This window comes from Nocardia sp. NPDC051052 (genome assembly GCF_044456045.1).
In the GTDB taxonomy this organism is placed as follows: domain Bacteria; phylum Actinomycetota; class Actinomycetes; order Mycobacteriales; family Mycobacteriaceae; genus Nocardia.
The window spans coordinates 259,292-279,128 of the sequence record NZ_JBITFL010000002.1; the positions used below are offsets into that span (position 1 = coordinate 259,292).

Sequence of the window (19,837 nt, forward strand, 5' to 3'; positions counted from 1 at the left end):
ACCATGCCGTTCAACATCAGCTTCACCAGGACCTTCAAACACCAGCCATGGACCGACTCCCGGGACCGGGTCACCGCCGACGGCGAAAACGGTTTCAACGTCCGGTTCAAGGCATTGGAGGCCGACCTCGACGCGCTGCACGACCGGTTCGTTCAGGTCAGCGCGGCACTGAATACGGTGGCCGCGGGCGGCGGGGCGGACCGGGTGATCTCGGTGTCACCGGTGTTGGTGACGACCGGCGAGAATGCCTGGGATCTCAGCACCGTCGGTTCGGCGCGTAAACCGCCCGCGAACGCACAGGCCAGCGGTTGGGTACAGGCGCCGATGCCGCCGGCCGGGGTGGTGACCTCGTTCACGGTCGGTGGCCGCTGCATAGGGACCGGAGCCCTGCAGGTGACGCTCTATCGCGTCGACCCTCGGGGCGTCAAGAGCCAGATTTCCACCGTCAAGGTGCCCGGCAAGCCTGCCGACACTCCGTTCTCCGTCACGCAGAGCACCAACGGTCACCGCATCGATCCGACGTCGTCCTACTTCTTCGACGCCAACGCGCAAAGCGATACGACCACCGACGTCATCCATATCTACAGCCTGCAGATCGCCTGCGCGGCTGCCTGAAATACCTAGAGAGAAGGAAGAATACAATGGAATGTTCACCAGCTGGCGGTAGCAATACCACGAAGGGCCTGCATATCGGCCTCAATGTGGATGCGGTCGACAACGGCGACCGACCCATCAAGAAGAACCCGGATGGAAATTTCACCTACGCGTTCTGGGTCAGCCCGAACATGCGGCTCGTCCCGGCGAACGAGGTCATCGACCCGGCGACCGGCAAAGAGGTCCCGGACAAGTGGCTCAAAGCTTCGTACTGGAACAACAAAGACCTGACTACCCAGCAGGTAGACACCGCGACCGACTATCGACTCGTGCTGCGGGTGCGCAACACCGACGTCACCTCCTCGCGCTTCAACCTCAAAATGGAGGCGTGCGTTTCGGATTTGAATGCATCAGCGCCGGGGATGGACTACGCGATCCTCCAGGACCCGGACAGTACCACCAACAAGAAAAAGGTGAGTTTCACACTCGACCTGCTGCACGGCAATAGTGAAGTGCCGTCGTACGATCCGGCAAATCCTGATGATCCGGGCAAGATGGCCGTTCTCGTCGGTAAGGAGATATGGCGGCCGATGGCGAGTCAGCTGAAATACAACAACGGCCATGTCTGCCTGGTCGCCAATGTGTGGGACGAGGGATCCAGCGGTAGCGAGCAGCAGCTGCTGGCCTCGGAACCGGACGGCGGCCAGTCCGGCGCATACATCCTGCCGTTTTGCGACCGGCGGCACGGGCAGCGCAATCTCAACATCGTCGCGCGGAAGGTCGGCGCCACCGAGACTCGCAATGTGCTGGTCGCCGTGCCCGCCAGCGACCGCTGCCCACTGGAGGGCGAGGTCGCGCTGAAGGCTGTCGAGCTCCAGCAGGACGAACCGCAATTGGTCGGGCTGGCAACACGTCTCGGCCTGAACAACCACCATTGCCCGCCGCACAAGAATCCGATGGAAGGGGTGACGATCGATGACCACGGCGACCCGAGCCATGAACTGGGCATCTGCCTACGGCCGGGCCAGCAGCTCCGGGTGCCGTTGACTGTCGCCCCGTACGACGGCGAAAAGCCCGGTGATGTCTACGCATTCGACATGATCACCAAGGAGGAGTCGAACAACAGCGTCTACGGCGCGGCCCGCTTCTACGTGATGGTCACCGCGTAGTTTCTCGAACCGGTGCGCGTCGGCCGACCCGGAGGGTATCGACCGACGCGCACCGCTCCCCTGTGTTCGGGTTACGCCAAAACCCGCCGGGTAGCGGCCATCCCGTCATTTTTTCTTCAAGCGATCCAGCGCCTGCGCGGCTTGGTTTCTGGCGATCGTGCCGAGCTCCTCCAGGTGTATCGGTGGCTCGCCGTGCTGGCGCAGAACAGGGATTCGCACGCGCAGCGAGACGTTGCTGTCCTGCACGCCCACAACGTAATCCATTCCAGTTGTGTAGCTGGCATCCGACACCACGGTGTGCCAGTAACCCTGGGTGCCGATTCCGGTGACGTCGCCGGAATCCGCTCCGGCACTGCCGGTGGTGTCCTTACGTTTCCACTCGTCATAGGCAGGCGCGGCTCCGGCGGCCGTGAACTCGACTTTGAGGTCTATGGCTGCTTGATTCCAATGCACGCCGTCGCTCGACGGGCTCTTGTAGCTGAATTGGCAGGACAGGCTGCCGGAATCGTAAATGCTCGGCGGATTTTCGTAATGGGCAGGCGGCTTGTCCGGTGTGGACGACCACTTCTGCAGTGCGGTCGGATCGACCAGGTCACACGCATCGACGATCCCGTTCATCGCATAGCTGCCAGGCGCAGGCTCGGGGCGTGAAGAGGTTGTCGCAGTAGTGGATTGCGTCGCCAGAGCACTAACGGACGCCACAACAGCTGCCGATCGCGTGCCGCTGTCATCACCGGCGATGCTGATCCCGATCACCACCCCGACACCCAACGCCACCACCATTCCGGCGACAACGGCAACGACCACACCTGGCTTGCCCCAACCGGCAGGGTCCGTCAATTCTCGCAGCCCTTCGATTCATCGACGTGCTCTCCGTCGACCCTGCAACTTCGCGCCGATCGTACGTCGCCGACGGCCGAGTAGTCACCGGTCGCGTCGCCGGCACGCACGCGGCGAGCCGCCGGTCTGGTCCGAAGGGGTCAGGATCCGACTGATGCGAGGATCGCGGCGAGGAGGATGCCGCGCGTTGCGGGCGGTACCCGATCCGAGGCCGTGATCGATGCGGCGGGGCCTACGGTATCAACCATTCGGGTGGCGTGTAGTGGTCAGCCCCGGTAAAGCTTCCCGGTGACGGGATATCGTTCTCCAGGTTACGGATTTGTTCGGATTCGTATTGATCGGCCGAGCCATAGGTTGTCGCTGCGCTGACGATCGCCGTTCCGGATTCGGCAATTTCGTCGCGAACCGAGGTGAGCAGTTCATGAAATGTCTCTGCGGCTTCGTTGAACGTTCTTACCGCGTTCGGAAACTGATTTTGCACACCGTCGATATGTGCGTCGGAGCAGATTCGTGCAGCACTGTCGTACTCTTGGGCGGCGGCCGGTAAAGCGCGAAATCCGGCGTAATACAGTTGGACGACATCGACGACGACGATGTCCTCTTTCTCCTCCGCAGGGTTACCGAGTCCCCTGCCTTTCAGCTGCCGATAGGCCGACGGCTGCAGGTGCGGGTTCTTGATGCTGGCGAAGGTACTGCCGAACGGTCCCGCCGAGCTGAGACCTCTGTCGAGTCCGCGGCCGATCGTCTCATCGAGCTCTTCGATATTCATGTTGAGCCGGTCCAGCGACAGCCCCGCGTTCATGACCGAGCTGCTCGCAGAGACGGAGGGGTCAACGCTGATGTGCTGCTCGTGTCCGGGAGTCTTCGATTCGGCGATCAGACCGCCACCCGTTCCGAGGGCGGCCAGGGCTATGTCGAGCGCCGCACTTTCGGGTGCGGTCAGCGCTCGGAACAACGCGACCGCGTCGGCGAGGATCGCAACGAATCCGGCGTGTTCTTTGAACCCCTCTTCTTTCTCGCCGGGGAGTGGTCCCGGACTGCCTCCACCGCCGAGGCGTGAGATCAGGTCTTTACAGATCCATACCACGGATTCCTTCGCTCGCTCGACCCCACCAGCGAGCGACTTCGCACCTATCGCCATTTCTCGCGAGCACCCACAGTGGGTGATCGCGGTGTTCTTGAACGGGTCCAAAAAGTTGTGATAGAACGAATCCGCTCCCCCGCCCTGCCAGTGGCCGAGGTGGATCAGCTTCTCTACCTCGTCCACCTCGCCTGCCGCTCGCGCGATCAAGGAGTACGTAGAGTTACCCGTCGGCGATTCCCATCGATCCGACTCACTGGCGACCCGATCGACGAGTGAGTCGATATCGTGTCCGTCCAGCGAGTAGTACTCGCGGAATCGAGTGATAAGACTCGAGAGATTCTGATTGAAATACTGCAGCCCCTCGCGCGCTTGTTGTACATAAGCCTCATTGGTTGGGTCGAGCAGGGCATCGTCCCAGTACTTGCTGTCGGCTACCTCCCACAGCTTGGTAAGCAACGGCTCCAACTCACTCTGCAGAGACATTCCCATCGCCGGCGATCCTTCGCGTATTATGAGCGAACGTGGCAGGAGAAGCTGAAAGTTGCAGCACCGCGCGGCGCATCACCATGCGTCACCCCCCGCTCGCATGTGCCAATCGATAACTTTCAAGGATATGCCTGAGGAGACGATTCAGCCTGCCCCCAAATACCCCGTCTTGCGAGCACAGCGCATATCATCCGTAGCACTGAAATCTCGAACCGGCCGACTCGACACCCCATCCACGGTATTGATGATCTAGAAATCCGCATCGGTCCGATGTTGACGGCCTGCGGCACAAGAAGAACTAACGCCTTGTGGATCGACTCCGAATTCGGTTGATGATCGGACCGCTTGACGCTATAGGCCGGCTCGATTGCGCAGAAGTCCAGCGGAAGCTCTCAGAAGCGCGACGCGCTAACGGCTATTAGCGATCAGCTCGGGTGGCTAGCCGCCCGCTGCTGGTGCGGCACCGGTGATCGGTTGGCCGACAAGCCCCTTCGAGAATTTCCAGTGTGCTCGAAGGGGTTGACAAAGGACTGTCGGCACGTCACCTTTGGTCGATGGTAACGTTACCAAGCCCGGAGCCGCAGGGTGAGCGGCGTCGGTGGCCGACGATGGCGGATGTGGCTCGGCGCTCCGGCGCCTCACTGATGACCGTGTCGCGCGTGGTGAGCGGCGAGCCCGGGGTCCGGGAGGAGACCGCGCAACGGGTTCGGTCGGCCATCGATGAGCTGGGTTTCCGTCGTAACGACGGGGCGCGAATTCTGCGGCAGGGCAACGCTACCGCGAGCATCGGCTTGGTGATGGAGGACCTGACCGGGCCCCTCTACAGCACCGTCATGGCCGCCGTCGAGCAGGTGGCACGGGAACGCGACTATCTGTTGCTGGCCGGGTCGGCGCAGGGTGACTCCGCGCGCGCGGCCAAACTCACCAGCGCGTTCCTCGCCCGCCGAGTGGACGGACTGATCGTCGCGGCCAGTCTCGCCGGTGAGGTGGCGCTCGAATCCGAGCTGGCCCCGGAAACCAAGTGTGTCTTCGTCGACCGGCCGAGTTCGAGTGCGAAATTCGACTCGGTGGTCAGCGACAACGAAGGCGGCGTGGGTCTGGCCGTGGCGCATCTCGTCGCATTGGGCCATCGCAGGATCGGCTACCTCGGCGACGACGAGCATTTCTGGACGGCGGGCCGTCGCCGGGACGGTTTTCTCGCCGCCATTCAAAAACACGGCCTGGACGCGACGGGCCTCGTCGGAATGGGTTTACACAAGCCGGACAGCCAAGCCGAGATCTGGCGGCGGTGGGCCAGTGGGCCCGACCCTGTCACGGCCGTGGTCACCGGAAACAACCGTGCCACCCTCGCCCTGATCCGTCATCTGCGCTGCGCTCCCGAATTGTCGGTCGCCTATGTCGGATTCGACGATTTCGACCTCGCCGATCTGCTGAGCCCGGCCGTCACCACGGTCGCCCAGGACGCCGAGCACATGGGGGCGCGCGCGGCCGAGATGCTCTTCGAGCGCATCGGCGGGCGGACCGACAGCCCGCGACACGTTGTCGTCCCGACTCGCCTGATCGTCAGGGAGTCGGGGCACATCGGGCGATGAGCCGCCCGGCGTGGCGGCGAATACCGCACATTCATCGTCGAACACAGATCAAAGGAGATCCCGTGACCCACCCAACGGCGCGCGTGCGCCGCTATTCAACCCTCGTCGTACTGGCCGGCCTGCTGCTGGTCGCGGGCTGCCGCGGCAGCGAGTCCACCGCGGGATCGGATCGGGATGGATCGGCGATCCCGGACAACGCCGCGATCGTGAACGCTGTGCAGAGCGATCAGACACTGGTCGGCGAGGTGCCCGCGGCGATCAAGGGCAAGGGCACGCTGTCGATCGGCTCGAATGTGCAGTCGCCACCGAATAACTTCTACGGCGCGGATGGCAAGAAGGCGGTCGGGTTCGAGGTCGACCTCATCACGGCCATCGCGAAAAAGCTCGGCCTCGACGTCGCCTACAGCGACATGTCCTTCGATTCGCTGATCACCAGTCTGCAGACCGGACGCATCGACGCAACGATCGCGGGCATGAACGATACGAAGGAACGCCAGCAGAAGATCGACTTCGTGGACTACTTCACCTCGGGCATCACCATGATGGTGGCCAAAGGCAATCCCGAGAAGATCCACACCGTGGATGATCTGTGCGGCAAGGCCATCGCGGTGGTGACCGGAACCAGCCAACAGGAGTTCGCCAAGTCGCAGAGCGCGACATGTGCGGCGGCGGGCAAACCGGCCCTCGCCATCACCGACACCAGCAGCGATTCGCAGAACCAGCAGCAATTGCGTTCCGGCCGAATCGCGGTGATCCTCAACGACCTGCCGTCCGCGGCGTACATCTCCCGGACCGCCGGTGACGGAAAATATTTCGAGACCGTCGATCAGGCGCCGCTCAACGGCGGCCCGTATGGGATCGGCCTGTCCAAGGACAACAAGGCGCTGACACAGGCACTGCAGAAAGCACTGCAGTCCCTCGTCGATGACGGGACATACACCAAGATCCTCGATTCCTGGCAGATCACCTCTGGCGCACTCCAGAAAGTAACCATCAATGCCGGCTGACACCCATACGGTGCAGGACGAAGCGCCCGCTGTCATCCTGCTACCCAAAGTCCCCCTTCGGCATTGGGGCCGATGGGTATCCGGCGTGCTGATCCTGGCCCTTCTCGGCGCGCTCGGCTATGCGATGTCGCAAGGTCAGATCGACTACCCGTCCATACCCGCGCTGCTGACCGAGCCCATCATCCTGGAGGGCTTGGTCAACACGATTCTCTTGGCGGTCGTCGCGCAGGCGGGGGCGATCGTTCTCGGCGTGGCTGTCGCGCTGATGCGGGCCTCGCGCAATCCGGTCGCGCGCTGGTTTGCCAGCGGCTATATCTGGTTGTTCCGCGGTTTGCCGGTGCTGCTGCAGATCCTGCTCTGGTTCAATCTCGCGTTCATCTTTCCGCGCATCACGATCATGATCCCGTTCATCGACATCACCGTGCTCGACCAGTCGGCGAATGTTCTGATGACGGTATTCGTCGCCGCGCTGCTCGGGCTCGGGCTGAACGAAAGCGCCTACATGGCCGAGATCGTGCGCGCCGGGCTGAACAGCGTCGACAAGGGGCAGGTCGAGGCGGCCCAGTCGATAGGTATGCCACCCACTTTGGTGCTGCGCCGGGTGATTCTGCCGCAGGCGATGCGCGTGATCATCCCGCCGACCGGAAACGACTTCATCAACATGCTCAAGGGAACCTCGATGGCATCGGTCATCGGGTACGTGGAACTGATCAAGGCCGCCCAAAACCTGACCTCGCACAGCTTGAATCCGATGGAGACGCTGTTGACGGTCGCGATCTGGTACATGGTGGTGGTCAGCGTGGCAAGCGTCGGCCAGTACTTCCTCGAACGCAGGTACTCGGCGTCCGACCGAACGGGTGGAACCCGGACACCGTGGCGGCTGATCGGGCGATCCCTCGGCACTCCTCCGATGGTCAGGACCAAATCATGAGCGAGCGAACAAGATACGCATCCACGCGGGATTCCGACGTGTTGGTCAGAGCCGTGTCCGTGCACAAGCGGTTCGGCAACGTCGACGTGCTCAAGGGTCTCGATCTCACCGTCCGCCGCGGTCAGGTTGTGGTGCTGTTGGGTCCCTCCGGCGCGGGCAAGAGCACCTTCCTGCGCTGCATCAACCATTTGGAGTCGGTGGATTCCGGGGAGATCTGGGTCGACGACGACCCGATCGGGTTTCGACTACGCGACGGCAGGCTGCACGAACTCCGCGAGCGGGAAATCGCCAAGCAACGCGCCCAGATCGCCATGGTGTTCCAACGTTTCAACCTGTTCCCGAATCGCACAGCGCTGCAAAACGTGATCGAGGGGCCCGTCAAGGTCAAGGGCATGCCGATGGCGCAGGCGCGGCAGCAGGGCAAAAAACTGCTCGACCGAGTGGGACTCGCCGACAAAGTCGACGAATACCCCGGCCGGCTCTCCGGTGGACAGCAGCAGCGGGTGGCGATCGCCAGAGCATTGGCCATGCAACCCAAGCTGATCCTTTTCGATGAGCCGACGAGCGCGCTCGATCCAGAACTTGTCGGCGAGGTGCTCACCGTGATGACCGAACTCGCCCGCGCGGGCATGACCATGATCGTGGTGACCCATGAGATGTCCTTCGCACGGGAGGTGGCCGATCAGGTGGTGTTCATAGACGAGGGAGTCGTCGTCGAGATGGGCCCGCCGGAGCAGGTCATCGGCAATCCGACGCACAGCCGTACCCGCCAATTCCTGGCCAGGGTGCATCAATGACCCAGCCGCAGTCCGACATTCGGGCCGCGTACCTGGCCCAATTCTCCGAAACAACCGGCTATCTCGATTTCGCGCGGTACGGTCCCCCGTCGCGGGCCGTGGTTGCCGCGAGCGCCGCGGCGATGCACTCGAGTGCGACGGCAGGCCCGGAAACGGTCGATGATCTGATGGGCGCGACCGACCGAGCGATCCGTGCCGTTGCGCGGTTGTCCGGCTTCGCGACATCGTCAGTGGTGCTGATTCCGAACACCTCGACCGGGCTGTTCCAGGCCGCCTTCGCCATCCCGCCCGGAGAAGTTCTGGTGAGCGGCAACGACTTTCCGGCCAACCACTACCCCTTGGCACGCGCCGCCCAGGCCGGCCGGATCCGGCTACGGGTGCTCGCCCCACCCGGCGGCCGGATGACGCCGGAATTGATCGCCGAGGAATTGGGCCCCGGCACCACGGCGGTGTCGGTCAGCGCCGTCGACTTCGCCACCGGCTATCGAGCCGACCTCGCCGGCATTCGGGACGTGATCGGCGAGCGGCTATTGATCGTCGACGGAATTCAGGGCTTCGGGGTGACGACCCAGCCGTGGGAAGTGTGCGACATTCTCGTGGTCGGTGGACAGAAATGGTTGCGCGCTGGATGGGGCACCGGATTTCTCGCGCTCTCGGATCGGGCGTTGGAACGAGTTGATCCATTGTTGTCAGGATGGACCGGCGCAGTAGATCCCACACACTATGACGGGCTGATCCACCCGCATGCGCACGGTGCCGGGCGATTTTCCATCACCAATCTCAGTCCCGTCGATCATGCCGCGTTCGCCGCCGCGCTCGAGCTGGTCGAATCCGTCGGCACAGCATGGATCGCCCACCGAATCGGCGAGCGCCTCGACGCGCTACACGAAGCGCTACTCCCCCTCGACCCGACGATCGGCTCCTCACTCGATCCCGTTGACCGTGCCGGAATCTTCTCCTTCGCCTTGCCCGATCTCCAGCCTGCACAACTGGGCAAGCGGCTGGCCGAGGCGGGCGTAACCGCCACTGTTCACGCCAGTGCATTACGTCTGTCGGTCCACGCGACCACCACCGACTCAGCCATCGACGCGGTCGCCTCCACGATTCAGGAGGCATTGCCCTAGGCCATATCTCCCGATGTCTCTGACTTCCTCCAGTCGGCTCGGTGTAGCTCGTATTCGACCTCGCCGTGCTCGGTGCCGGGGACTGGGTCATCGAAATGCAGGTAGAAGCTCCGAACATGGGTGAGGCCGGATTTTTTCAGCACGCGCCGAGAGGCGATGTTGACCGCCATGGTCTCGGCCCACACCCGCTCGACACCGAATTCGGTGAATCCCTTGCGGATCAACGCCCGCGGCGCCTCGGTGGCGTATCCGCGGCCCCAGACCGACGCGGCGAACCGGTAGCCGAGTTCCACGTCGGTGCGGCTGCCGTCCTGCGGTGGCTGCAGGGCCAGCCAGCCCACGAACGTTGCGGTGGATCGCTCGATGGCGGCAAAACGTCCCACCGGACCCAACCGGTAGTCGCGCAGGATCTGGGGCAGCACCTCATGCTCGATCTCGCCTCGCGGTGTGGGCGCACCGGTCAGGTACCGCATCACCGCAGGATCGCTGTCCAACCAGACCAGATCGTCGACGTCGGCGGCGGTGAACCGACGCAGAATGAGCCGATCCGTCTCCAGCAACACATCCACCGGCGAACCTCCCAACACGCTATGACAGCCATCCTGTCCGGAATCGGCCATAGGGTCCAACGCTTTTCGGCGACACGACCTTCATGCTGATGCATCGGCGCCGTGGTTTCGGCGAATGGCGATCGGTATCAAATATTGACTCAGTGGGAGACGCCCATGCCGAAATCCGAAGGCCGCCTGGGCAGCCAACAATCGCGGATGATAGCGAGTCGTTCGATTCCAGACTCGGGCAACGGTTTCGACATCGCGGCCGATTGGCGAACTGGTGTTCGTCGGATAGCGTCCACGAAATGGATAGCGAGAAAACGGATGCACCGGTCACCTTGATCACCGGCGGGGGAACCGGGATCGGGGCCACTACCACGCGGCGGCTGCTGGCGCGTGGGCATCGGGTGGCGATCACCGGACGGCGTAAGGAGCGGCTCGAACAGCTGGCGTCCGAAATCGGCGCGGGGCGAGAACTATTGACGGTGGTAGGAGATGCCGCGGACTACGAATCCGTGCGGGCCGCGGTGGCGGCAACGATCGAGGAGTTCGGGCGGCTGGATAACGTCGTGGCCAATGCGGGGCTTTCCACGCACGACGACCTGGTCGATGGTGATCCAGCACAGTGGCGAGAGATGTTGCTGACCAATGTGCTCGGGCCTGCCGTGCTCATCAAGGCCGCCCTGCCCGCCCTGCGCGCCACCCGGGGACGAATCATCTTGGTAGGCAGCACCGCTGGGGTAAAGAACACTCCGGGGAATATGTACTCCGTCTCCAAATGGGCGGTGTCGGCGTTGGCGGAGAACGCTCGCGTCCTGGCCACCGGCTCCGGGGTGGGCGTCACCTTGGTCGCACCCGGTCGAGTGGAGACCTCATTCTGGGACTCGCGGGAAGACGGCGTCCCCGACGGCCCGATCCTGACGCCGGACAATGTCGCGGAGTCGATCGAATTCGCACTGTTCCAGCCCGCGGGAATCGAGATCAACTCGGTGGTTATCCGGCCCGTCGGCCAAGTCCACTAACCGGCAGCATCGTTGCAGCACAACGCTTTCGAAGGGTCGATAGTCTGGAAGCGGTGCGCACGTTCGCGAACTACGCGGCGCGGATGAGGCCGGTTTCGATCAACCGAAGCCCGCCTCACGGTCGGCATCCGCGATTTGGTCGAAGAATCGTCGGTGGACCCAGTGCCGTTCGCCGAGCAGACTCAATTGCCCCCACCGTCCGGAGACCGGGCCGAGTCGGGTATTGCGGGGCATCGTGCCCAGCAAGCGCCGCGGCTTGGCACCGCCGGACGGTTTGCTGCTCGCCAGCACGTAGATGGCGTCCGAAGTGACTGCTACGCAGCGGTATTCGATCCACAACATCGTGAGGCCGGTGAGATATGCGAATACGAAGAAGAGGAAGCTCGGCGCGGCCTGACAGATGAACGCCTGCCGGATCTGGCTGCCAGCGGGCAGGAAGGGAGCCGAATGCTCCACGAGGTCCTTGCGCGGCTCGGGGTTACGGCGCGGACACCCGCCCGGTTGAACAGTCATGAACGAGTCCCATCCACGCTTCCATGCTATTGGTCGGCACGTACCCGCTGAACCCACTGACAAGCTGCGGCGCGAACCGACCGAAGTTCGCCGGCCTGCACAAGAAGGACACCATCGCAGTCGAAATCGGTTCTCGGATCGCTTCGGTGTCATCCTTCATGCATCGAATTGTGAAACCTGAACTATGATCAAGGTCAAGCCAGTAGACGAACTCATCGGCAACCGGGATGCAAACATCCGGGAATGGCACGACCGGCCCGCGAGCCTGCTCACCCACGGCGACCGCGGCGACAACAGGGCCGCCGAACAGTTCATCAGCGTCCTACCCGGACCGCACATGCGGCTGCTCGACACACGTCGAAGCCGTTATCACCGAACAGGATGTGGACGAGGACTGGCAGCTGCGCGACCTCGACGCCACGCTCCACCCGAACCGTGGACTGCTGCGCGAGATCGACCAGGAGTTGGCCCACTCCACGACAACCTATAACCGCAGTCCTTGCGGAGGACGGAGAAACGATCATGACAACTCGCCAGGTGGGCTTCATCGGACTCGGGAAGATGGGCGGCGTCATGGCGGGCCGGCTGCTCGATGCCGGTTACGGCGTCACCGTGTGGAGCCGGACTGCCGCCAAGGCGGACGACCTGCTGGCGCGGGGCGCGACGCTCGCCGACCGCCCCGAGGATGCGATCGCGACCGGGACGGTCTTCTCGATGCTGAGCAACGAAGCGGCGGTGCGGCAAGTGTTTACGGCGGAGCGGATCCGCTCCGCGCCGGAGGGTTTCGTGCACGTCAACCACGCGACGATCAGTCCGGCCGCGGCTCGCGAGTTCGCCGCGAACGGCGGGGGTTACCTCAGTGCCCCGGTGGTCGGCCGACCCGAGGCGGTGGTGGCCGGGAAGCTGACCCTGCTGGTTTCCGGCGACGCGGAGGTCCGAGCCGCAGCGGCACCGATGCTCGCCGCGCTCGGCCGACGGGTGTGGGACTTCGGCGACGCTGTGGACGCCGCACCGACGGGGAAGATCGCGGTCAACTACCTGATCCTCCACGCGTTGCAGGCACTGTCCGAATCGATCACCCTGCTCGAGCACGCCGGGCTGAACGCCGGGCAGTTCGTCGAGATGATCAACGATTCCATCTTTCCCGGCGCGGTGTACAGCGGCTACGGCAACGCCATCGCGACGGGCACCTACACGCCGCCAGGGTTCACCACCACGCTGGGGTTGAAGGATCTGAACCTCGCGCTGGGCGCCGCCGATGAGCTCGGCGTCGAACTACCGACGGCGCCGGTCCTGCACGACGTGTTCGCCACCGCGGTCGAGCAGATCGGCGCGGATCTCGACTGGGCGAGCGTCGCCGAAGTCACCCGGCAACGGTCCACCGGTCGGCCACACTGAGCACACCCGGCCCCGCCACGATGTGACGCGCGTGCCGAGCACCACACTGACGGAGCATCCGGCTACCAGCCATCGCCCAGAACGAAATGCTCCGCAGAGCGCGCGCAACTCGAACATCCGGTAATGGCGCGTCCCGATCGGATGGTGGCCAACCGCGGGATCGGTTGGCCACCAATGCCTCTGGAACGTCGAGTTGGGGAGGTTGATGCGGCGAGGTCTCGGCCAGGCCAGCGAACGAACTCGAGGGTAAAGGGGATTTGCTAGGTCACCGCCGGACTTGGTGGCCAGCCGCTGCCAGTACCTCGCAAGCCTCATCCAGACGATCGGCCGGTACTAGGACGAGGTCGCCGTCGTAGCTCGAAGCCACCCAGACCGGCAGGCCGCCGGCCGCCAGCGGTGCCACGATCGCGCTCAACATCCCAGTCGCCTGCACGTCGTGCGCCGCGTCACCGTTCCACAGTGCCGACCATCCATCCGCACCAGTGTCGTTGCGCCGCATCACGGTCGACCCGTCCGGACCGAACACCATGGCGAGGACGTCCGCGCGCGGAACGTCGGTGACGTCTGCCGCACGTTCAAGGACATAAGAACCCTCGAGCACCCGCAACGTCTGATGGCTGACCATGGACATCGTCAGTTCCTCCAACTTGCTGCATTGTGTCGCACTCCGGTCGCCAGCCAGGCGCGCTCGCTTCTCCATGCGAGGCGCCGAGCTTGCCAATTGTGCACCCGCTCAACCACTCCCAGACGAGACCCAACCGATAGGCCGACCCGCGCGAACCAGCCTACTTACTCGCATCTCGAGTCGAGAATAGCGTCGTTCCAGCCTGAGGCACACGATCAGTGTGGTCCCGCCGGCCGCGAGCGCGGCGGTCGATCAGAGGCTGCGGGCTTCTGCGATCTCGGCGGCGATGTCAAGGGCATGGCGGGTTCGGGGCAGATTCGCGAAAGCGATTGCAGCATCGAGGATAACGACGACCGTAAGGTGAACGAGTCGGCTGCTCGCGGCAGTCATGCGCAGACCGAGATCGGCCTCCCGCGACGACTGGCGCGGTGGCTCGGTCGACAACGGAAAGTGTTGTTGGATCACAGGAGCTGGCCCTATCGACTGGCTGGATCGAAGCCACCGACTTGACTTTCTCCGGAGTGCGGACAGCTGGCATCCCTGTTGTCACCTGTCTTGGCGTGGTTGACATGCGGAGGGGACTCAGTACCGGAAAGGTTGTCGTGCACGCTGTCTCGCTTGCGATGCTGGTGATCGCCTCTATCCTCCATGCTGGCTGGAATTTCGCGGCCAAGCGGGTCGGCGCCGGCGGCGCGGTATTCGTCTGGTGCTACTACACGATCTCGGCGGTACTGTGTGTGCCCGTCGCGATCGGTGATCTACTGGTCGAGAGCGTGCGGCCGCAGTGGTGGTGGGCCGTTGCCTCGGTCGGCACCGCAGTGCTACATGTCGGGTATGGCGTAGTTCTGCAACGCGGCTATGCCGTGGGTGACATGTCGGTGGTGTATCCGTTGGCGAGAGGTACCGGGCCGCTGCTGTCGGTGCTCGTGGCCGTCCTGCTGTTCGGAGAGCATCCAGGGGCGGTCGGGCTGATAGGAGCCGTCGCAGTGGTTGTCGGCGTGGGCGTGATCAGCGCCGGTCCGGCGATCGATGGCAAGCCCAGAATCGCCAGCGTGGCCTACGGCCTGCTGACGGGTGTGGCCATTGCGGGATATACGTTATGGGATGCCCACGCGGTCAACGCTTTAGGAATGCCGCCGATTCTGTATTTCACGGCCGGTTGCCTGGCGCAGAGTGCGATGCTTACTCCGCACACGCTTGCCCACAGGCGCGACATCGCTTGTCTGTGGCGCGATCACCGCCGCGAGATACTGATCGTCGCGGTGCTCTCACCGCTGGGGTATCTCTTGGTGTTGTTCGCGATGCAGACGACGCCGGTCAGCGTGGTCGCTCCGGTCCGCGAACTGAGCATTGTGATCGGCGGACTCGTCGCCTGGCGCGTGCTCGGTGAGCCGAATCCGGTGCGCCGCATCGTGGGAGCGGTAATCGTCCTGTGCGGAATCGCGGGTATCGCCGTTGCCGCTCAATGAACCCACACCACACCAATCAAGCCGACTATGCCGCCGCGCAGGCGATCGGTGACCACCGGAGCGATCGGCCGAGCGGGCGAGTCAGTGGGTGGCTCGGGCTACCGCAGTTGGCTATCCGACTGTCTCAGTTGACATTCGCCGCTCCAGGTACCAAAGGCGTCCGCGGCTCCACGGCAAGGACCGCCGGAAGCGATCCCGGTCAGGATGCGCTGCCAGGTAGTCGCGTAATTCTCGGCCGTAGCCGAGACAGACCGCGACGCGATCGGCGACGATCGCGCTGTACAGGCCCAGGAACTCCTTTCCGTAGGAGTCCAGCGCGCACGCCACCGTGACCACCACGGCACCCGGCAGACCGAGCACGGGCAGCAGCACCCCAGCGGTGGTCCCGTACGCCACGATCTGCGCACCCACATAGACGAAGTTGGACATGTCGCCCTTGAAGTCGGTCTTGCCGCGCGCTGTCATGAACACGGCCGTGCCCACGATGATCACCACCGTGACAACCGCCGCGGCAATCCCCGTCGCGAGCAAGGCGGGCCTGCGGTACAGGGCCGTCAGCCGACGGGCGTACGACGGGCCGATCAGGTGCAGGCCCAGTCCCCAGGCGCACTGGGCGGACAGGTCACGCTGCGCCGCTTCGGTCAAGCCCGCACTGTGCACAACGATCATCGCCCGCGGGCGGAAAATCAGACCCCTTCTCAACGGTTTGCCCTGCACCACCAACGGATACTTCGCGGTGTCTACCCCAGCCGCGCGTGCGACCGTCTCCCATGCCGGAACAAGCAGCGCGGCTTCGTCGGACGTCGGTGAGCGCATCCGCGATACGAACCGGACCCGGACGGGCCGGTAACGGACGGTGACGCACCAGATCAGCCAGGCTGCCGGAAGGATCCATTGCGGCCACCCCAACTTTCGATCGAGCCACCCGAGCAGCAGTATCGTCACCACCACAAACGGGAGACTGACCAGCAGTTGCGCCACGAAGAGCACGCTGCGCGGTCGCCGCAGCCACGACAGGTCCGCCAGCGCGGCGGCCTCTCCCTCTGTTATCACCACCTGATCATCCGACGAACCCGCCGGTCCCGCAACATGATTCGCTGATCACCAGCCTGTCGCCGCGTGACGGGTCGTCCGAAGCTGTCAGCGCGGTTGGCCGGAGGTCATCCGGTTCAGCCGCGTGGCAGCACGCCCAGGAGTGTCGAGGTGAAGGAGTCCCGCAGAGCGTCACGCAAGTCCAGGCGAAGCACGCCGAGGGCGGGCTCGTCCGCGTAGGCGGCGAGGAGGCTGGGCGGCGGCGGGACGTACGCCGACAGGGCACCCGCCGAGACCAGGCTCATCAGGCAGAACAGCTGCGCCTGGTCGCCGAGTTCGGGCAGGTGGCGGCGCATCAGTTCGGTCATGGCCGCGAGCCTGGTGAGGGAGGAACGCTTGTGCCGCTTGACCACCTCGACCGAGACGTTGTGCTCGAGGACGCCGCCCTGCGCGCCGAAGAGGTCGCACAGCACCCCCCGGCCCGCCAGCGACCGGCTGAGGATCTCGGCCAGCTGGCCTGCCCGAACTTCCGGTGCTGCCTGCGCCTCGATGCCCGCGGTCAGTTCGTCGGCCAGCTCGGCGAGCCAGGTCTCCAGAGAAGCATCCAGCAGCTCGAGCAGCACCGCCTCGCGCGACTCGAAATACCGCAGGACGTTCGACTTGGCCAGGCCCACCCGGCGGCTGAGCTCGTTGAGGCTCACCTCGGCCACGGGCATCTCGTCGAGCATCTCCGCGGCCGTGTCCAGGATCGCCCGGCGGCGAATTTCCCGCTGCTCGTCGCTGCGCGCTCGCTGAAATGTCACGCCGTCATCCTAACTTAAAGACCGTCGGTCCCTTGACAAGAGACCACAGGTCTTTTATCGTCAGACCATAACAGACCGATGGTTCCTTAGGAGAGACATGAACAACAACTGGACCGAGCAAGACATCCCCGATCAGCACGGCCGGGTGGCGATCGTGACCGGTGCCAACACCGGGCTGGGCTTCGATACCGCCCGGATGCTCGCCGCCCGCGGCGCGACGGTAGTCCTGGCCGTCCGCGACGTCGACAAGGGCAAGCAGGCAGCCGCCCGCATCACCGGCGACGTCACCGTCCAGGCCCTCGACCTGACCTCCCTGGACTCGATCCGGTCCGCGGCGGCCGACCTGCGCGCCGCGCACCCACGCATCGACCTGCTGATCAACAACGCGGGCGTGATGTACACCCCGCGACAGACCACCGTCGACGGCTTCGAGCTGCAGTTCGGCACCAACCACCTCGGCCACTTCGCCCTCACCGGCCTGCTGCTGGATCGGCTCCTGCCCGTCCCCGGCTCCCGCGTCGTGACGGTCAGCAGCACCGGCCACCGCATCCGGGCCGCCATCCACTTCGACGACCTGCAATGGGAGCGCTCATACAGCCGCGTCGGCGCCTACGGCCAGGCCAAACTCGCCAACCTGACGTTCACCTACGAACTGCAGCGTCGGCTCGCACCGCACGGCACCACCATCGCGGTCGCCGCCCATCCCGGCGTGTCCAACACCGAACTCACCCGCAACACACCCGCCGCGTTGCGCCTGCCCATCACCTGGCTCGCGCCGCTGCTCACCCAGACGGCCGACATGGGCGCCCTGCCCACCCTGCGCGCCGCCACCGACCCGGCCGTCGTCGGCGGCCAGTACTACGGGCCCGGCAACCGGGGCGAGATCCGCGGCTACCCGAAGCTGGTCACCTCCAGCCCCGACTCGCACGACCAGGCCGTCCAGCAGCGCCTGTGGACCGTCTCGGAGGAGCTCACCGGGGTGACATTCGCAGCGGTGACTCCACAGCGGAGCGATTCCTGAGTGCAATGGATCTGACGAACATCCGCTACTAGCTGCTGGGAACGCGTTGGTCCGGTTCGGCTGAGCCGGGGCTACAGCGCCGGACGGCGGTCCTGCCACGGCACCGCGATTTCCAATTGCGTGGCTACCCGCAGCAGTAGGTCCTCGCGGCCGGGGGCGGCCACCAGTTGCACACCGATCGGCAGACCGTCGGCATCGACGTGCAGGGGCAGCGTGATCGCGGGCTGGCCGGTGAAATTGACGAACGGGGTGAACGGCGCGAACTGCTGGCTGCGGCGCAGTGGGGCCAGCGGGTCCGCCGGGTCGGAGCCGAGCGTGCCGGACGGCAGCGGCGGTTCGGCCTGGGTCGGAGTGAGCATCAGGTCGTAGTCGTCCCACCAGCTCACGACCGACCGGGCGAACCCGGCGACACCGTCGCGCGCGGCCTGCCGATCCCCGGCGCTCACCTCGGCGCCCAGCGCGCCGAGAGTCCAATTGAGCGACTCCACGTCCGCCTCGGTGATCTCGCGGCCCAACTGACGGGCGAGGTCACCGAGGACCTCGGCCATGCCCGAGGTCCAGAACGCCGCGAACAGGCTGTCCAGTGTCGAGTCGCTCAGCACGGCCGGGAAGCCGGGCTCGACGTGATGGCCGAGCGACTCCAACAACTGGGCCGTCGAACGCGCCGCATCGGCACAATCCGGGTGTACCGGTGAACCGTCGAACCGGGTATCGAGCAGACCGATCCGCAGCCGTCCCGGATCCGCGCCCAGCTCGGCGAGGTAACCGTCGGCGGGTGTCACGCCCTCGACATCGCGCGCGATGTTCAGCAGCAGCGCGGTGTCGCGCACCGACCGCGTCACGACCGACTCGACGATCAGATCGAACACGGAGTTGACGGTTTGCCCGGCTGCCCGCGAGGGCTTGAGGCCGACCAGTCCACAGCAGGATGCCGGAATACGGATCGAACCGGCGGCATCGGTGCCGTGCGCGGCCGAAACCATTCCGGCGGCCACCGCGGCCGCGGCGCCACCGCTGGAACCGCCCGAGGAGAGCGCGGTGTTCCACGGGTTGCGGGTGGCTCCCCACGCCGCGGATTCGGCGGCGGGCACGGTGCCGAACTCCGAGCTCGCCGTCCGTCCGGCGAAGATCAGCCCGGCAGCGCGGTAGCGCGCGACCAGCGGACTATCCGCCTCCGCTGGCCTGGCCTGCGCCTTCAGCGCGACATTGGCGTTGGTGCAGACCTGCCCCGCGACGTCGGTGAAAAGGTCCTTGATCAGGAACGGAACACCGGCCAGTTGCCCGGTCGGCGCCGCCGCCGCGGCAGCGCGCGCCTGGTCGAAGTAACGCAGGGTGACCGCGCCGAGGACCAGGTCGAGTCCCTCGATCCGCTCGATGGCGGCCTCGACGAGCTCGCTGGGCTTCACCTCCCCCGACGCGACGAGTGCGGCCTGAGCGGTCGCGTCCAACCAACGGGTCTGTTCGGCAAGCAAACTCACCCCAACGTTTTAGCATCGCTCTCGGTCACGACAGACACTTCCGTGTCACTCGCGCGTAAGTGCCCGTGATCAGCCAGTTGATCGGTTGACCGCCAACGTCTCTCGAACATACAGATCTAGCTGTATCGACCTGGCTGACCACTCGATAACCATCCTGACGCACCCGTGCCGGTATCCGTCGTTCCGGTCGTGCCGCCGAGTCATCTCCCGAACATCCCTCGTTCGGAAACGAATCGTTCAACCGTGGCGAACCGACTCAGGCCGCGCACCCGGACTGAGTTGGCCGAATCGGACGACC

At 64.7% G+C, this 19,837-nt stretch carries 19 protein-coding genes; 11 read left to right on the top strand and 8 right to left on the bottom strand.

Translation table 11 applies throughout. From position 1 onward, the window contains the following. Positions 1-3: 3 nt before the first annotated feature. Positions 4-615: a hypothetical protein gene (locus ACIBCN_RS06180; protein WP_396990415.1), complete on the top strand. Its 612-nt coding sequence runs from the start codon at positions 4-6 to the stop codon at positions 613-615. A gap of 26 nt (positions 616-641) precedes the next feature. Then, entirely contained in the window at positions 642-1,763 is a 1,122-nt protein-coding gene (locus tag ACIBCN_RS06185; RefSeq protein WP_396990416.1) for a hypothetical protein, read from the top strand. A 105-nt stretch (positions 1,764-1,868) separates the two neighbouring features. Here the strand turns inward: ACIBCN_RS06185 and ACIBCN_RS06190 are convergent, their stop codons facing one another. Together ACIBCN_RS06190 and ACIBCN_RS06195 are read right to left on the bottom strand one after the other, a co-directional pair. Then, on the bottom strand, positions 1,869-2,603 hold the full coding sequence (locus ACIBCN_RS06190; protein WP_396990417.1) for a hypothetical protein: 735 nt from the start codon (positions 2,601-2,603) through the stop codon (positions 1,869-1,871). A 232-nt stretch (positions 2,604-2,835) separates the two neighbouring features. After that, a complete protein-coding gene (locus ACIBCN_RS06195) occupies positions 2,836-4,176 on the bottom strand; it encodes a hypothetical protein (protein WP_396990418.1) in 1,341 nt (446 codons plus the stop codon). Positions 4,177-4,781: 605 nt separating this feature from the next. Here ACIBCN_RS06195 and ACIBCN_RS06200 point away from each other — a divergent pair. From ACIBCN_RS06200 to ACIBCN_RS06220, 5 genes are all read left to right on the top strand, one after another. Next, a complete protein-coding gene (locus tag ACIBCN_RS06200) occupies positions 4,782-5,765 on the top strand; it encodes a LacI family DNA-binding transcriptional regulator (protein WP_396990419.1) in 984 nt (327 codons plus the stop codon). Between the two features lie 62 nt (positions 5,766-5,827). Beyond that, positions 5,828-6,772 (top strand): ABC transporter substrate-binding protein, encoded by a 945-nt coding sequence (locus ACIBCN_RS06205; RefSeq protein WP_396990420.1) that lies wholly within the window; start codon positions 5,828-5,830, stop codon positions 6,770-6,772. Then, positions 6,762-7,703, top strand: coding sequence for an amino acid ABC transporter permease (locus ACIBCN_RS06210; RefSeq protein WP_396990421.1), 942 nt, complete (start codon positions 6,762-6,764; stop codon positions 7,701-7,703). Before ACIBCN_RS06205 ends, ACIBCN_RS06210 begins: the two co-directional genes overlap by 11 nt. Then, positions 7,700-8,500, top strand: coding sequence for an amino acid ABC transporter ATP-binding protein (locus ACIBCN_RS06215; protein WP_396990422.1), 801 nt, complete (start codon positions 7,700-7,702; stop codon positions 8,498-8,500). The genes ACIBCN_RS06210 and ACIBCN_RS06215 overlap by 4 nt, the downstream gene beginning before the upstream one ends. Further along, positions 8,497-9,624 carry an aminotransferase class V-fold PLP-dependent enzyme gene (locus tag ACIBCN_RS06220; RefSeq protein ID WP_396990423.1) on the top strand — a complete coding sequence of 376 codons (1,128 nt, stop codon included), beginning with the start codon at positions 8,497-8,499 and terminating at the stop codon, positions 9,622-9,624. The genes ACIBCN_RS06215 and ACIBCN_RS06220 overlap by 4 nt, the downstream gene beginning before the upstream one ends. On the opposite strand, the gene ACIBCN_RS06225 is transcribed toward ACIBCN_RS06220, so the two are convergent. Then, on the bottom strand, positions 9,621-10,193 hold the full coding sequence (locus ACIBCN_RS06225; protein WP_396990424.1) for a GNAT family N-acetyltransferase: 573 nt from the start codon (positions 10,191-10,193) through the stop codon (positions 9,621-9,623). The two genes, ACIBCN_RS06220 and ACIBCN_RS06225, sit on opposite strands and share 4 nt — an antisense overlap. Positions 10,194-10,483: 290 nt before the next feature. On the opposite strand from ACIBCN_RS06225, the gene ACIBCN_RS06230 reads away from it, so the two are divergent. Next, a complete protein-coding gene (locus ACIBCN_RS06230; RefSeq protein WP_396990425.1) occupies positions 10,484-11,200 on the top strand; it encodes an SDR family oxidoreductase in 717 nt (238 codons plus the stop codon). 99 nt (positions 11,201-11,299) lie between these two features. Here ACIBCN_RS06230 and ACIBCN_RS06235 read toward each other — a convergent pair whose 3' ends face one another. Continuing rightward, a complete protein-coding gene (locus tag ACIBCN_RS06235) occupies positions 11,300-11,713 on the bottom strand; it encodes a hypothetical protein (protein ID WP_396990426.1) in 414 nt (137 codons plus the stop codon). A gap of 522 nt (positions 11,714-12,235) precedes the next feature. On the opposite strand from ACIBCN_RS06235, the gene ACIBCN_RS06240 reads away from it, so the two are divergent. After that, the gene (locus tag ACIBCN_RS06240; RefSeq protein WP_396990427.1) at positions 12,236-13,111 is read left to right on the top strand and encodes an NAD(P)-dependent oxidoreductase; all 876 of its coding nucleotides are present in this window, start codon (positions 12,236-12,238) and stop codon (positions 13,109-13,111) included. Between the two features lie 265 nt (positions 13,112-13,376). Here the strand turns inward: ACIBCN_RS06240 and ACIBCN_RS06245 are convergent, their stop codons facing one another. Then, positions 13,377-13,742, bottom strand: coding sequence for an ACT domain-containing protein (locus tag ACIBCN_RS06245; protein WP_396990428.1), 366 nt, complete (start codon positions 13,740-13,742; stop codon positions 13,377-13,379). A gap of 617 nt (positions 13,743-14,359) precedes the next feature. On the opposite strand from ACIBCN_RS06245, the gene ACIBCN_RS06250 reads away from it, so the two are divergent. Further along, the gene (locus ACIBCN_RS06250) at positions 14,360-15,205 is read left to right on the top strand and encodes an EamA family transporter (RefSeq protein WP_396990429.1); all 846 of its coding nucleotides are present in this window, start codon (positions 14,360-14,362) and stop codon (positions 15,203-15,205) included. Between the two features lie 111 nt (positions 15,206-15,316). On the opposite strand, the gene ACIBCN_RS06255 is transcribed toward ACIBCN_RS06250, so the two are convergent. Beyond that, positions 15,317-16,258 carry a hypothetical protein gene (locus ACIBCN_RS06255; RefSeq protein ID WP_396990430.1) on the bottom strand — a complete coding sequence of 314 codons (942 nt, stop codon included), beginning with the start codon at positions 16,256-16,258 and terminating at the stop codon, positions 15,317-15,319. Between the two features lie 116 nt (positions 16,259-16,374). Continuing rightward, positions 16,375-17,040, bottom strand: coding sequence for a TetR family transcriptional regulator (locus tag ACIBCN_RS06260; RefSeq protein WP_396990431.1), 666 nt, complete (start codon positions 17,038-17,040; stop codon positions 16,375-16,377). A gap of 97 nt (positions 17,041-17,137) precedes the next feature. Between ACIBCN_RS06260 and ACIBCN_RS06265 the strand changes: the two genes are divergently transcribed. Continuing rightward, on the top strand, positions 17,138-18,061 hold the full coding sequence (locus ACIBCN_RS06265; protein WP_396990432.1) for an SDR family NAD(P)-dependent oxidoreductase: 924 nt from the start codon (positions 17,138-17,140) through the stop codon (positions 18,059-18,061). A gap of 71 nt (positions 18,062-18,132) precedes the next feature. Here ACIBCN_RS06265 and ACIBCN_RS06270 read toward each other — a convergent pair whose 3' ends face one another. After that, on the bottom strand, positions 18,133-19,539 hold the full coding sequence (locus ACIBCN_RS06270) for an amidase (RefSeq protein ID WP_396990433.1): 1,407 nt from the start codon (positions 19,537-19,539) through the stop codon (positions 18,133-18,135). Positions 19,540-19,837: the final 298 nt, after the last annotated feature.